The organism is Sphingobacterium sp. HMA12, assembly GCF_002933815.1.
GTDB lineage: Bacteria > Bacteroidota > Bacteroidia > Sphingobacteriales > Sphingobacteriaceae > Sphingobacterium.
In genome coordinates this window covers 260,654-274,812 of sequence record NZ_BEYR01000002.1, presented here as the reverse complement: position 1 = coordinate 274,812, position 14,159 = coordinate 260,654, and the positions used below count along the sequence as shown (strand labels likewise).

Genomic DNA, 14,159 nt, shown 5'->3' with positions numbered 1-14,159 from the left:
GCCAATAGGAGACTGCAGTTCCGATAGGCACACAATCCCCAAAAATCACATCAATGAGAATTTTTATTTATTCCTGTAGCACTCCCTCCAAATCACCCGTTCAGTCAGAAAACCCAATAGACTATTATGAAAAATCTGTCCGTCCTAGGTATCACGTCCCTACTCGCATGCACCATGTTATTTGTCGTCTGTAAATCCGAATCTCATTTGGACAATCCCTACAAAGAAAAAACCGAAAAGGAATTGGAAACGCTTTCAAATGAAAAATACAGTAAAATTATAGCGCTGGCAAGCCCTAAAGAGTGTTCCGATACCGATGACTGGAAAATAATAGACATCCAGACCGTATGTGGCACCAATCATATCCCCTACCACCGTTCCGTTGATAAAACGACCTTACAGAACATGATCAATGATTATAATAAGCTGATGGAAATATACCAGCCCATGATGGCTCCAAGGATCAATTGCACTCCTTATCGAAAACCGCTTGATGTCATCTGTAAGGAAGGAAAGGCCACGATTAAGTATGAATAAACTGATTCAAAACAGAAAACTTTACAAGACTAAGTGCATTGAGCGTAAAAAAAAGCCTGTCAGACCAGTCGTACAAATAGGAAAAAAATCAGTTCAATGCAGGAATGGTAAGCCATTTGTAGAAGTATATAAATCGTAAAAATTAAATTTTTCGTAATTTAGCCATTCGAGAAGAATGGCTGAATTAAGTTTAATTACCCCAATAGAATACCTCAAAGGTGTAGGTCCCCAAAAGGCAGATGTGCTCAAAAAAGAGTTACAGGTATTTACCATTGGTGATCTGTTGACCCAATACCCTTTCCGTTATATCGACCGTACAGAATTCCACAAGATTCGGAAGCTGCATCCCGATATGATGGCCGCACAGGTTTTGGGGCGGCTGGTTTCACTGCAGCTCGTGGGTGAAAAAAGGACCAAGCGCCTCGTTGGCTCATTCAAGGATGAAACCGGCTCCATGGAACTTGTCTGGTTCCAGTCCATTCCCTGGCTCCAAAAGTCCCTGAAAGTAGGTTCGGCCTATATCATTTATGGCAAGCCCAGCGAATTTAATGGGCAGCTTTCCATCACCCACCCTGAAATGGACCTGTACAACCCACAGGTCAAGCAGGCGGGTAACATGAGCTTACAGCCAGTCTATTCCTCCACGGAGAAACTCAAAAAATTCAATTTGGACACCAAGGGTATCCAACGCTTGCAACAGACGGCATTGGAGACTGTATTTCGGAGCATCGAAGAAACAATTCCCCAGGAAATACTTGCAAAACATCAGTTAATTTCGCGCCAGCAGGCTTTAGCGTCCATTCATTTCCCGAGCAATCAAAAGGAGCTAAACCAAGCCATCAAACGGATCAAATTTGACGAACTGTTTTTCATCCAGCTCAAACTGCTCAACAACAAACAACTGAACACGCAAAAATTCAGGGGCCAGCGCTTCAATAAAGTGGGCGAAAAGTTTAATACTTTCTTTAATGAACGTCTTCCATTCCCGTTGACAGGTGCGCAGAAACGCGTTGTTAAAGAAATCCGTATCGATACCAATACCGGCGCGCAGATGAACCGTCTCGTGCAGGGCGATGTAGGTTCTGGCAAAACGGTCGTTGCCCTGATGAGTATGCTGCTCGCGGTCGACAACGGCTTTCAGGCCTGTATGATGGCACCGACCGAGATCTTGGCCACACAGCATTATCATGGACTCAAACAGCTTGTCGGTGATGATCTCGTCAGCATCAAGCTGCTCACGGGGTCAACCGGCACCAAAGAACGTCGGCTGATCCATCAGGCCCTCGAAGAGGGCACACTCGACATCCTGATCGGCACCCATGCGCTGATTGAAGACAAAGTACAATTCAAGAATCTTGGCTTCGTCGTTATCGATGAACAGCACCGTTTTGGTGTCGAACAACGGGCCAAACTCTGGCGCAAAAATGTCATCCCCCCGCATATGCTCGTCATGACAGCCACACCCATTCCACGCACACTGGCGATGACGATGTATGGTGACCTTGATATTTCGGTGATTGACGAACTCCCGGCAGGACGTAAGCCTATTAAGACCGTGCATTTCTTTGAGAGCTCCCGTTTGCGGATGTTTGGCTTTATGCGCGAAGAAATTGCCAAAGGGAGACAGGTCTATCTCGTCTACCCCCTGATCAAAGAAAGTGAAAAACTGGACTTGATTTATTTAGAAGCAGGTCTGGAGAATTTACAGCGCGAATTTCCCCTTCCGCAATATAAAATCAGTATTGTCCACGGCAAGATGCCCGTAAAAGATAAGGATTTTGAGATGCAGCGTTTTGTGAAGCATGAAACACAGATCATGGTGGCAACAACTGTAATTGAAGTCGGTGTCAATGTGCCTAATGCCTCTGTCATGGTCATTGAAAACTCCGAACGGTTTGGTCTCTCCCAACTCCATCAATTGCGGGGCCGTGTGGGCCGTGGAGCCGAACAGTCCTTTTGTATCCTGATGTCGGGCAATAAGCTCAGCAAGGAAGGCCGTCTCCGGCTGGATACCATGGTGCGCACCAATGACGGCTTTGAAATCGCCGAAGTTGACTTAGAATTGCGTGGCCCCGGTGACATCTCCGGCACACAGCAATCCGGCGTGCTCGACCTTAAGATGGCCAATCTGGCAACAGATCAGGCCTTATTGACCGAATGCAGAAATACCGTGATCGCCATATTCAAAGAAGACCCTACACTTCAAAGCGAGAAAAATAAGTTACTTCGAAGCTTTTTGGCGCGGAAATCAGATGGTATTGCCTGGGACAAAATATCCTGATCACCAACCAGGCAGCATTCAGATCGTCATAAATAACTTATGGGCGAACAGCGTTCAATTCATTTGTATATAAAATCAAAATTATTTATTTTTGCATCATTATGAACATGATATAGAAAATATCCCCTTCTTTTACTAGGCAAAAGATGGCGACTGACCGCTTACTTATTTTGAGTTGCCCTGGTAAGCAAATCACAAAAAACTTATTGGTTTTTCTTAAATTCACCTTTTCAAAACAAAAATTAAAAGTGGAAGTATGATAAGAGACAGACGGTCGCTATGAATGAATAGACGAACGCGCTCCATACGCTACAATATACTTAATAGTACAAAATGGCCAGAATTAAAATACACGATACAGCAATAAAACCCGAAACAGCCGTCTTGGTGAGTGTTATCCCACAAGGCGTGACTGAAGCAAAAGCAAAGGAATACCTGGAGGAACTCGAATTTCTCGTGCAGACTGCCGGTGGTGAGACCAAAGGAATGTTTACACAGAAATTAGCTTTTCCCGATAGAGCGACATTTGTCGGTAGCGGAAAACTTGAAGAGATCAAAGCTTATGTCGAAGCAGAAGAGATCGACATTGTTGTCTTTGACGATGAGTTATCTCCATCCCAATTGCGCAATATTGAGAAAGAACTCAAACGCAAAATCCTGGACCGTTCCAATCTGATCTTGGATATCTTTGCGCGCCATGCAAAGACCGCACAGGCAAAAACACAGGTAGAACTGGCACAGTTGCAATACCTACTACCACGACTGACCCGACTGTGGACCCACTTGGAGCGTCAGCGCGGGGGTATCGGTATGCGTGGTCCAGGGGAGTCGCAGATCGAAACGGATAGACGGATCATCCTGGACAAAATTTCCCTGTTCAAGGAAAGACTGAAGGCGATCGACAAGCAGAATGAAACCCAGCGCAAAAACCGTGGTGAGATGATCCGTGTAGCTCTGGTGGGCTATACGAATGTCGGTAAATCAACGATCATGAACATGATCTCCAAATCCGATGTATTGATCGAGAACAAACTCTTTGCCACGCTTGACACCACCGTACGCAAGGTCGTTATCGACAATCTTCCGTTCCTGCTGTCCGATACGGTAGGTTTTATCCGCAAATTACCGCATCACCTGGTGGAGTGTTTCAAATCCACATTGGATGAAGTCAGAGAAGCAGATGTACTGATCCATGTGGTGGATATCTCACATCCCAACTTTGAAGACCACATCCAGGCTGTGAATGAGACATTGAAAGATCTGAAAGCTTTAGATAAGCCCGTTATTACAGTATTCAACAAAATTGACCTGTACAAACCAGCTGTTGAAGAAGGACACGATGGTGAGGAGGTAAAAGTTACATTGGACGATTTCCGCAATTCATGGATGGCGAAAAACTCCGATCCGGCGATCTTCCTGTCTGCAACAAACAAAACAAATATCGAAGAGTTCAAACAAACACTTTATGATATCATCGTGAAGATGCACAATGAACGTTATCCGTACAACAACCTGTTGTATTAATTTGACTAACATGACGACGGATCGTTACTGACGATCCGTCGTCTTAAAAAAATAAGCAATGAATAAAGTGGTGCAGTTCCAGGACTGGGGACTTGTAGACTATCAGGAAGCCTGGGACAGACAGGAATCCATCTTCAAGGGCGTATTAGACGTCAAACACGAAAATCGGGTCAATGCGACAACGACAGACACACCAAACTACCTGATCTTCACAGCTCACCCCCATGTCTATACCTTAGGAAAAAGCGGGCACGAAGAATACCTGCTCCTGGATGAGAAAGGCCTGGAAGAAAAAGAAGCGAAGTTCTATAAGATCAACCGGGGCGGTGATATCACCTACCATGGGCCGGGTCAGATTGTAGGATATCCGATTCTGGATCTCGACAATTTCTTTACCGATATCCACCTTTATTTAAGGACATTGGAAGAAGCGATCATCCTGACCTGTGCCGATTATGGCGTTCCGGCTGGCAGATACCCCGGGTTTACCGGAGTCTGGATTGAACCGGATAAGCCCACAGCCCGCAAGATCTGTGCGATGGGCGTGCGTGCCTCACGCTGGGTCACCATGCATGGCTTTGCCTTTAACGTCAATACAGATCTTGACTATTTTAGCAATATCATTCCCTGTGGTATCGACGACAAGGACGTCACTTCACTGAAACGTGAACTTGGCCAAGAAGTTGATATGGAAGAAGTGAAGGAAAAACTGCGCGGACACATTGCCAGACTTTTTGAAATGGAAGTAATCTAGCAATAGAAATAATAGAAACGAACAAGGACCTGCTCAACACAGGTCTTTTTCTATTTACAATACGCTTAAGAATAGGAAATCCTGGAGCATACATTTCTCTATTTAGATCTTACGTTGATCCCCTAACAATAATACATGCAGTCATAACGAAACAGTTTACCATCTTTAAAGGTGATGATCAGCTGGCCTGCATCGCCATTTTGAAAACGGTACACATGTGGTTCTTCGACCATATTCGTAGAGATCATATCACCAAAATGATGGACAAAATCCCTTTCGTCATAGTTGGCATCCATACGTTGATCCCCTAGTGCTAAAATCTCACCGTCCGTAAAATATAGTTTATAGACCGTACCGACGATCTTCTTTTTGTAATTCTCCTCAAAAGCCACGATCAGATTCGGGGTTTTATAAAAATAACGCGGTTCCCAGCCACATTCAGGCATATCCGGTATGTCCGCAACACGTTGCATCTTCAACTGGTTCATCTGCGCATCCTTGATCTCGCCGTCGACGAGTGCTACCCCATTCCAGATAAAATGCAAGTTCAGCATCTTCATTTTCCTTTCATACGCTTCGAAATCAGGCTTTTTGTCCAGTTTACTCGCCAGCAGCAATTCAAAATCAATATCGACTTTCGGATTTTCCACCCCATAGGCGGCATAAGACTCCTTCCAATAGGACAAGGCCTGTTTTAAGTTTTTCTCTTCCCGCCAAGCAAGCTCTCGCAATCTTCCTACCTGAACCAGTTCTTTTTCTTGATCCTTGCCTTTTACCGCCAAATAATCTTTCAGTACTTTATCGTAGGTCAGGACGGAGCCTAAAAATTTCAATTGAACATATTCAGGATTCTCATGAAAATGATCACCGATATACACCCAACCGTCGGTATATAAAGGGACATAATCAATGCACAGCAACTCATTGAGCGGAGCCCTTCGTACAGCTATGCTTGCAGTTGTAGGTGCTTCACGGACACGCAGTTCGGACACCTGCACATAATAGTGCGGGCACTGATACCCTTCGACGCCCCGATAGAAATACTTAGCGGGCTCACCAGCAGATTTTTTTCCATCCATGAATTTCTTCAGCGGTTGTCGGTCGATAAAGCCGATATCGCCGTTGCTGACCTGCACCTTATACTGCATGTTGGTCGAGTCGAGCAGATAAATGGGCGCTTCAGTGCTAAATACCCCCATAGGATCATTGTTATTTCCAGCCTCCCGGTAGAGATAGCCCCACTTGGATGTATACACAGGCCGTTCACCCGCTGGCTGCGCCATGCTTCGGTTCACAAAACAACTGTATAGGATACAGCACAGGAGTAATACTTTTCTAAACATATAGCTTTATTTCTTTAAATAGCGATGCAGATAAGCATTGACCAAAGGCATTAAAATGAAGTATCTTATGGACATCTCAGCATATAAGGCCAACCGGCTAATGTACTTATCTATAACAAAAATAGGCAAAAAGAAGACCAAGGAAATCACTATAATCAGCCATTTCGTAAATGAATAGCAGATCTGCTCCGATTTTGATCATTAAGAGGCTGTACTATGGAAAAATAGTTTAGTGAACTTCCTTGAGAAAAAGCTTTTTAAGGTAACAATTGAAAAATCAACCGAGGCTTACCTACAGGGGAATGGGTTTACTTCCGGTTCAGCAGTACAACCTGTCCCTCCAAGGCGGAAATGGTCTTTTCCTGCGCTTTGATCGTCTGTTCAAGCGCGGCGACCAATTGTTTGGAAACTGACGAACCTTCGGAACTGACAGTAGCAGTCTGTGCCTCGGGACTAACGGTTCCCGCGCTGCGTATCATTTTGCCCTCACCCATCAATAGCCAAGCAGGACTAATATCCGGATGGCGGGTCAATATCGCAATCATTGCATCCGAACTCAGCGCTGTATTTTTCTGACCGCCCTTAAAATTGGCATAGGAAAGCCCCACATCTTTAAAAAATTCAGTTTTACTGATGCCCTTTCTTTCAGCGATCAGCAATACGCGTTCTTTTACGTTCACAATTATTATACTTTTAAGAGACTATCATTTTTTAATCAAACCACAAACAAAGTTCCCCCTTTATATACGAGTTTATCTCCGCAAAAGACGAGGCTCACTAATTCCTATTGATTCCAAGCAATTGAATAACTTATTCCCATGGAAATAAGAATCAACCTTCCAACTTCGAAAAAAAACAAAAGTCCAGTTAGAAACTATTTGTTTCGCAGCGATTCAATCTCACGCTCAAATGAAGATAACAATCGCTCCAAAGACATAATTGTCTTCTCCTGAGATTTAATAGTCATATTTTGAGAAGCAATTAATTGCCTTAATGTAATGATCTCCCCGTTAGTTACTCCCTCCAGATCAGCCGTTAGATACATCTCTTCATCCTCCTTAGCTAAAACAGGCTTAAGCATTTCCCCTTCGCCTCTCAATAACCATTCAGAAGAATACTGGGGATATTTTTCAGCAAGATTAACTAACCATTTAGCTTGAACATCCGTATTATTCGCCAGGGCACGTGTAAAAACGCCCTTACTAGCCCCGATAGATGCCTCTAAAGCGGAAACACTTATCCCCTCTTTTTCTGAAACAATCTTAATTCTCTTCAAAATAGAACTCATTTCCGAAAATTTTAATACAATAATTTGTTTTGATGAAATATAGTTCTTAAATTAGCTTTACTGAAGATAATTATAGTACCATTATTTAACCAAAAAACATTCCTAGCATGAAAAATACGCAAAAGAAACTAAAAGCGAAACATTTTCGCTATTTAAGCAAGGAGTATATTGATGATCCGTTGAAATATCTCGAAGATTTTTTTGAACAAGAGACCTATATTCATTATCTCTTGATGGATATAAATCTGCTCGTCAATGCAGCTTCAAATGTAAACATGAACATCCCCCATTCTCCTTCAGGCTACAACACAAAAAAATTAATTGAACTGGTAGAATTAGCCTATGTTATTTTTAAAAAATGTAATTTGAAAAAGCTGAAAAATCCCTTGGATTTTTTTAAATGTGATTCAGACTATTGGAATTATGTTTCAGGGGAATGTCTCAGTGTCAACGACATTGAATCGCGGGAAGATGGAATCAGCCGATTTTTCTCGTATCAACCGTTGTGGCAATGGTACGAGACGCTAGATGAAATCTGGATAAATATCAGCGATAGAAATGCTGATTTTCTAGGTAATGAGGGAAATGAAATCCTTGCCGTTAGAGAATTATTACAAAGATTAGCTATATCTCTGCATAAAATATATGAAAATAAATCACTTCCAGACAGTATTGCAGACAATCAAGAAGACATTGAAAATGAGGAAAGCCAAGGCCAAAGGTCCTTGGAACAGATCAACAGCACAGACACAATGGAAGAACCTTCCGATGACACAGTAGAAAACGAAACTTCTGAAAATTTGACTATAGAAGCCACAACCTCAGAAAAGATCAATATATCTCCCACTGAAATTGAGAAAAGTCCACATCAGATTGAGACCACCCAAAAAATCAAAAACATTCTGGGTGGGGAAGATTTACATGACTGGCAGGCCTTCATTAACGGTCTATATGTTTCGGCAGAAAAAAACTTTAAAAGCTGGGATAAGGCGTTTGAAGTATATATTCCAGAGAGTCGGTTTTGGCTATTCACACAATCGGTAACACTCCTAGATATCTTATATGAGGAAATCTTTTGGTTTGTTGATAGAAATGCAGAAATGACATTAACTCCACATCAAGAGGTTTCCTTATACTATTTTTTCCGGGACAAAAATAGAACTGGAAATTTCAAAGCTCTCTCACTTCTCGAAACGAGTTATCCAGAGTATTATCTCATTAAAATGCTATTTACCTACTCAATTGTTGATTGGCACGATAACCTTGCTGATCTTATCCACAGAGGATTTATATTGGATAAAGGCACTGTATACTATGGAGAGCTGGATATTCCTGAATTCCTCCTTAATTTCCAAAAACTGATTGAACTATGCTATCTTCTAGCCAATAAAAACGAGATAACATTCACCAAATCGATTGCTTAGGAAATTTGAAAATAAAATTCAACTATCAATTATGAACACTGAACTTACTCCAATCATCGAAGCCATCCTTCGTGCTATTGCTGTCGATGAAATCTATTTATGGTTGTTTGACCATGATGGCAAAAAATATCAAATGCTTCAAATCAATCTTTCATCAAATTCTGCTACCAGATTTGACAAAGCCCGTAGTCTAATCAACAAAGCAATCGGAAACTACCCTAATCTCTACTTCAATGTGCATTTACCTCGCGAGATACAAAAGAAAATCGACCAAGGACTGGGCCGCACCCACCTCATATGTCAAACCGGGAACCGCATTTATCAAAACCCAGCGCAGGAAACACGACTTGTAGTACCTAACGATTCTGCTCAACAAGTCATTGAGAAAACTGAAGTGTATATCAATAAAGAGAAAAGTAAAATCAGATCGTTTATAGATGGACACTTTTTCTATCTGGATAGTAACAACCGCTCACATGCAGCATTTATGCTCCACCAAGCCATCGAACTATCGCTCCGAACAGCAGAAAATCTATTGATAAGTGATGAAAAAAAATCACATTCGCTTAAAGAAAATATCAACTATCTCAAAACATTTGATTCCAAATTAGCAAAATTGGCGGATACAGAAGATAAAAAAAGAGCGCTTAGTAAGATTGAGAAAGCTTATATCGACTACAGATATAATCACGATTACACGATTGACGAAGGTTTACTGGAAACAGCCTATCAAATTGCCATAAACGCGTTAAACTGGATCTACGATTATTCCAATCTTTTGGCCAAAGAGATCAGAGAAAAACTTAGCCCAAAACAAATCCACCTCGGTAAGATTGAAAAATTCAAAAATAACATTGCTATTTACAAAAAATATAACTGCAACAGCAATTACCGTGACCTGATCTTAAACATGCTGGAGTTATACTGCACCCCATCCTTAGTTGCCTGTTTCGGTTATCATTCAGATCAACATAAGTACAATAGTCTGCTCCAAAACAATAAAGAAGAGCAGATAACGCATGCTTACTATCTCTTTATCGCGTATGACAGCCTAAAGACCGACCTTGCCAACCTACAACAAAAGACAATGGATCTGCTGCCGAAAAATGTGTCACTCACCTTGGTCAAAGAAGAGACGGCTTACTTTATCAAAAAGCTCTCAAAAGGCCATCCCTTCTTCCTATCGCTGATGAAAGTCGTTGATATCTGGTATCAAAACGCAACGATAGAAAACTTAGCACTAGACAGCATCGCAGTTCCCCAACTCGACTTGGAGTATGCGCGCAAGCAATGGGATAGTCGCTATAAAAACGCCCGTTGCATCTACTATGCTTTTGAGGATAATTGGACTTTTAGCGTTGAGGCAGGATATCATTCACTATCACAAGTTTTAGAACAGACCTGTCTCGGCGTTATCAATACAATTCTTCAATACAAACCCCAGACCGTCGGGCTCCCCTTCTTAATGAACCTCTGTCGATTAATTGTCCCTGAAGCACATGCGACCTTTTGTCTGAACAACGGCGACCATGTTAAACTGTTTAAAGAAATTATCAAAGCCCAACAGGAATTCAGGTATAACGCGAACTATAAGGGGGATCCATCCGCTATTATAAGATTACAGGAACTCACAAAGCTGTTTATCGAAAGATGTAACAAAGAGATGGAAGATTACTTTGAGAAAATCTCGGCCGCTATTCTGGTCGAGAAAATAGAATAAGAAATAAATACCGATATACGTCAGGCTACTTTTAATCAGTCACTACATCAAAATCCTACCACTCCATTCACTGAAAGTAATGCTTTTCAGTGAACGAACTCACCAAAAAGCATTACTTTTGGTGAATAGCATGATTCTTACCTAATTCGTCGAGCCCTGGAAGCTCACCCGCGACCATACCAACCTTATATTATCGGATCTCCGCTGGTGCAAAAAACAGACATGTCAAATTATTTGCAGATAGTCGGAAATATTCCGATTATCTTACCAATTTAATACATTTACGTTATGAAAGAACTTCAACTGACCCTTTCCGAGCAAGATCAACTGGATGCATTGCTGTTCAGCATGTCCAAATCACCCCAAATAATTAAAGCACGCAAAAAATCACGTTTCATGTTTATGCTGCTCATGCTGATACTTGCCATCCCGTTTTTCTATTATGAACGTCAACTGGCCATTTTGATTATCGGTGTGAGCATAATCGCCTTTCTGTTCTTTCCCAAATATCTTGGGATATACTATAAACGCTATTTCAGCAAATATGTCAAAAGCCCCGAATTTCAAAATCGGATCGGCATCCTCCATACAATTACTTTTGAAGACAATTATCTCCAGATCAAAAGCACACAAATGGAGTCCAAATATCAATACGATCAGTTTGAATATATGACCGAAACGGCCTTCGCATTTTTTATCAAACTAAAAATGGCCGATCAACTGTTTTTTCCAAAACAGCAGATCGAAGATACCGCCGAATTTAAAGCTTTCCTGATAAAGCTCAGCCAACGTCTTCATATCGCCTATCAGGAGGAACTAGACTGGAAATGGAAATAAAAGCCGAAAGATCTTATATCCATTCATGCACTAAGCTAAAGCTCTAATATCCTTGATTTCCAATATATTTTTTACATCGTCCCGCTCCACGGCATGAATCATCGCCCGCCCCACTTCATGTAGCGACAACACTGCCGAAGGGGCAAAGAACCTTATAATCTTGGCAACAAACGAGAATGGATTGGCATGCTTCTGTCCCGCGACGGTCGTCATTCCGCCCGGGCGGAAATTGTATTCTTTCTTAAATGGCAATTTCGCCAGATCATTTTCCGTCTTGCCCTTCACTCTCGCCCACATCACCCGTCCCTGTTCTGTACTATCTGTACTCGCTCCAGACACGTAGATAAAGCTGATTTCGGGATTGATCTTCAACAGCGATTTTGCAAATGCCAACGTCGTATCATAGGTGATATAGCGGTATTTATCCTCTTTCATGCCAACTGAACTGACACCTGCGCAATAAAAACAGGCATCATAGCCGCCGATCTCCGTCTCAACTTCGGAAAGATCCGTAAAATCCTTAACCAAAAGCTCCTTTAACTTTGGATGCTGTATATCAGCAGTACGGCGTGATATGCTCAATACTGCATCTATTTTATCATTTTGAAGACATTCCAATAAAACACCTTCTCCGACCATCCCTGTGGCCCCTGTTATTATTACTTTCATCGCAATTCAACTTATGTACCAAGCCCAAAAGGGCTACAACTATTATTATTTATCCCGATCAATAGAATACCACTGCATTAGCATTATATCATGCGCAGGCGCTCTTCCTCCAGGTCAATCTGATAGAGCTGCGCACGGACAATATCCTCATCAATTGTCGATTCACTATTCAATTTTTCCAGGTATTCGCGCTGTACATCCAAAAGCTCAATGAAAATCACTTTCGTACGTTCGTTCATCCACGAATCATCCGCAGCATTGACCTTTTCCTCCCAATGTTTCAAAATCCTTTCCATTGCCTCCCGATTGTGTTCTTCTTTCTCATATTTATCTCTGAGGAACTGATAGACATGCTGTTTTAAGCCCTGCTTCATCTGCTGTTTGGCAACTTCTTCGGATTCCTCCGAAAAAAAATCAGAGAGTCCCGTCCGCCTGATCAGGTAGGGTAAAGTGAGTCCCTGAACCAAAAGGGTCGAGAGAATGACGACAAAGGTGATAAATAGAATCAGATGACGCTGAGGTATCACGGTACCATTCATGACCAAAGGAATGGAAAGCGCAGCTGCCAGGGAAACTACTCCCCGCATCCCCGTCCAGCCCAGTAAAAGTGGCATAAAGAACCGTTGTTTTGAAGACCGCGCCCTAGGTGCCACACTTGGACGAAAGATAAGCGTCGCAATCATCGCAGCATAGGCACTGATCATACGAGCAAAGATAAGGACTGCTGTAACCAAAAGACCATAACCGATCGCCTCCCGCAGTGAAGTGCCATTTGCGCGCAAACCAGCTACAATTTCGGGAAGATCAAGACCGATAATGAAAAATACAATGCCATTCAGGATAAACACAAAACTCTCCCAGACACTCAGCCCCCGCACGCGACTGGTACTGTTCAGAAATTTAAGCCGCTGGTTGGACATCAACAGACTTCCCGCAACGACGGCCAGCACCCCAGAACTGTGAAACTGCTCGGCAATCCAATACATAAAATAGGGTTCGATCAAGGTCAGAGCAATATCCGATGGAGCATCCGTCGGTAAGCGTTTATGTGCCTGAATAAAAAACCAGCCCAAAAGGACACCGATACCAACCCCACCGACCAACATCCAGATAAACGATACCGCTGCTTCCTGCCATACAAACTGTCCCATACCCACGGCAATCAGGGCAAAACGGACAATAATCAAAGAGGAAGCATCATTCAACAGACTCTCCCCTTCCAGGATTGCAGAAGTAGATTTTGGAACTTTCACAAACTTCATGATTGCACCCGTACTGACGGCATCCGGAGGAGAAACAATTCCGCCCAGTAGAAAGCCCATCGCGAGCGTGAAACCTGGAATATAATGATTGGCAACCACCGCAACGGATAGCGCAGTGAAGAAAACGACCAAAAAGGCAAAACTTCCAATAATACGCCACCATTTCTTCATCTCCTTATACGAAATCGACCATGCAGCCTCACATAATAAGGGGGGAAGGAAAATCAGAAAAATAACATCCGGATCGATCGCAACAACGGGCAAGGTTGGAATAAAGCTGACAATCAAGCCCGCCAAAACCAATAAAATGGGATAAGCAACCCGAAGTTTCGTGGCCAGCATTTCAAGTAGAACGATGGCCGTAATCATGGCAATAAATAGCGGAAACAAGTTATGCATAGGCTGTCATAATTTATTGGTCTTGAGACATTTCATTAACTCTTGTAAAGATCTTAAATGGAAATTAAAAACCATCAACTCCCGGTCATATTTTTTACTTTTTCATCTGTACCCTAGTTTT

General features: G+C 42.4%; 12 protein-coding genes. 7 read left to right on the top strand and 5 right to left on the bottom strand.

Annotation, left to right across the window (positions count from 1 at the left end; all coding sequences use genetic code 11):
- The first annotated feature begins 126 nt into the window (after positions 1–126).
- From HMAT_RS14870 to lipB, 4 genes are all read left to right on the top strand, one after another.
- Complete coding sequence (locus tag HMAT_RS14870; protein WP_158655894.1) at positions 127–537, top strand: hypothetical protein; 411 nt, start codon at positions 127–129, stop codon at positions 535–537.
- A gap of 175 nt (positions 538–712) precedes the next feature.
- A complete protein-coding gene (recG, locus tag HMAT_RS14865; RefSeq protein ID WP_104383648.1) occupies positions 713–2,818 on the top strand; it encodes an ATP-dependent DNA helicase RecG in 2,106 nt (701 codons plus the stop codon).
- 333 nt (positions 2,819–3,151) lie between these two features.
- The gene (gene hflX / locus HMAT_RS14860; protein WP_104383647.1) at positions 3,152–4,342 is read left to right on the top strand and encodes a GTPase HflX; all 1,191 of its coding nucleotides are present in this window, start codon (positions 3,152–3,154) and stop codon (positions 4,340–4,342) included.
- A gap of 58 nt (positions 4,343–4,400) precedes the next feature.
- Positions 4,401–5,096, top strand: coding sequence for a lipoyl(octanoyl) transferase LipB (lipB, locus tag HMAT_RS14855; RefSeq protein ID WP_104383646.1), 696 nt, complete (start codon positions 4,401–4,403; stop codon positions 5,094–5,096).
- Between the two features lie 122 nt (positions 5,097–5,218).
- Here lipB and HMAT_RS14850 read toward each other — a convergent pair whose 3' ends face one another.
- From HMAT_RS14850 to HMAT_RS14840, 3 genes are all read right to left on the bottom strand, one after another.
- Complete coding sequence (locus HMAT_RS14850; RefSeq protein WP_158655893.1) at positions 5,219–6,439, bottom strand: hypothetical protein; 1,221 nt, start codon at positions 6,437–6,439, stop codon at positions 5,219–5,221.
- A 308-nt stretch (positions 6,440–6,747) separates the two neighbouring features.
- A complete protein-coding gene (locus HMAT_RS14845; RefSeq protein WP_104383644.1) occupies positions 6,748–7,119 on the bottom strand; it encodes a hypothetical protein in 372 nt (123 codons plus the stop codon).
- Between the two features lie 194 nt (positions 7,120–7,313).
- A complete protein-coding gene (locus tag HMAT_RS14840; protein ID WP_104383643.1) occupies positions 7,314–7,727 on the bottom strand; it encodes a hypothetical protein in 414 nt (137 codons plus the stop codon).
- Positions 7,728–7,834: 107 nt separating this feature from the next.
- Here HMAT_RS14840 and HMAT_RS14835 point away from each other — a divergent pair, with 107 nt between their 5' ends.
- The 3 genes from HMAT_RS14835 to HMAT_RS14825 all read left to right on the top strand — a co-directional run bounded on the left by HMAT_RS14835 (position 7,835) and on the right by HMAT_RS14825 (position 11,708).
- The gene (locus HMAT_RS14835; RefSeq protein WP_104383642.1) at positions 7,835–9,151 is read left to right on the top strand and encodes a hypothetical protein; all 1,317 of its coding nucleotides are present in this window, start codon (positions 7,835–7,837) and stop codon (positions 9,149–9,151) included.
- A 31-nt stretch (positions 9,152–9,182) separates the two neighbouring features.
- Entirely contained in the window at positions 9,183–10,871 is a 1,689-nt protein-coding gene (locus HMAT_RS14830; protein ID WP_104383641.1) for a HEPN domain-containing protein, read from the top strand.
- 288 nt (positions 10,872–11,159) lie between these two features.
- Complete coding sequence (locus HMAT_RS14825; protein WP_104383640.1) at positions 11,160–11,708, top strand: YcxB family protein; 549 nt, start codon at positions 11,160–11,162, stop codon at positions 11,706–11,708.
- A gap of 30 nt (positions 11,709–11,738) precedes the next feature.
- On the opposite strand, the gene HMAT_RS14820 is transcribed toward HMAT_RS14825, so the two are convergent.
- Positions 11,739–12,377 carry an NAD-dependent epimerase/dehydratase family protein gene (locus HMAT_RS14820; RefSeq protein ID WP_199768675.1) on the bottom strand — a complete coding sequence of 213 codons (639 nt, stop codon included), beginning with the start codon at positions 12,375–12,377 and terminating at the stop codon, positions 11,739–11,741.
- A gap of 83 nt (positions 12,378–12,460) precedes the next feature.
- Positions 12,461–14,038, bottom strand: coding sequence for a Na+/H+ antiporter (locus HMAT_RS14815; protein ID WP_104383638.1), 1,578 nt, complete (start codon positions 14,036–14,038; stop codon positions 12,461–12,463).
- Positions 14,039–14,159: the final 121 nt, after the last annotated feature.

Bases quoted from the DNA above. Each gene is read 5' to 3' on its own strand.
- HMAT_RS14815 (WP_104383638.1), bottom strand. From the start codon at position 14,038: ATGCATAACTTGTTTCCGCTATTTATTGCCATGATTACGGCCATCGTT.
- HMAT_RS14870 (WP_158655894.1), top strand. From the start codon at position 127: ATGAAAAATCTGTCCGTCCTAGGTATCACGTCCCTACTCGCATGCACC.
- HMAT_RS14840 (WP_104383643.1), bottom strand. From the start codon at position 7,727: ATGAGTTCTATTTTGAAGAGAATTAAGATTGTTTCAGAAAAAGAGGGG.
- lipB (WP_104383646.1), top strand. From the start codon at position 4,401: ATGAATAAAGTGGTGCAGTTCCAGGACTGGGGACTTGTAGACTATCAG.
- HMAT_RS14825 (WP_104383640.1), top strand. From the start codon at position 11,160: ATGAAAGAACTTCAACTGACCCTTTCCGAGCAAGATCAACTGGATGCA.
- HMAT_RS14820 (WP_199768675.1), bottom strand. From the start codon at position 12,377: ATGAAAGTAATAATAACAGGGGCCACAGGGATGGTCGGAGAAGGTGTT.
- HMAT_RS14850 (WP_158655893.1), bottom strand. From the start codon at position 6,439: ATGTTTAGAAAAGTATTACTCCTGTGCTGTATCCTATACAGTTGTTTT.
- recG (WP_104383648.1), top strand. From the start codon at position 713: ATGGCTGAATTAAGTTTAATTACCCCAATAGAATACCTCAAAGGTGTA.
- HMAT_RS14830 (WP_104383641.1), top strand. From the start codon at position 9,183: ATGAACACTGAACTTACTCCAATCATCGAAGCCATCCTTCGTGCTATT.
- hflX (WP_104383647.1), top strand. From the start codon at position 3,152: ATGGCCAGAATTAAAATACACGATACAGCAATAAAACCCGAAACAGCC.
- HMAT_RS14835 (WP_104383642.1), top strand. From the start codon at position 7,835: ATGAAAAATACGCAAAAGAAACTAAAAGCGAAACATTTTCGCTATTTA.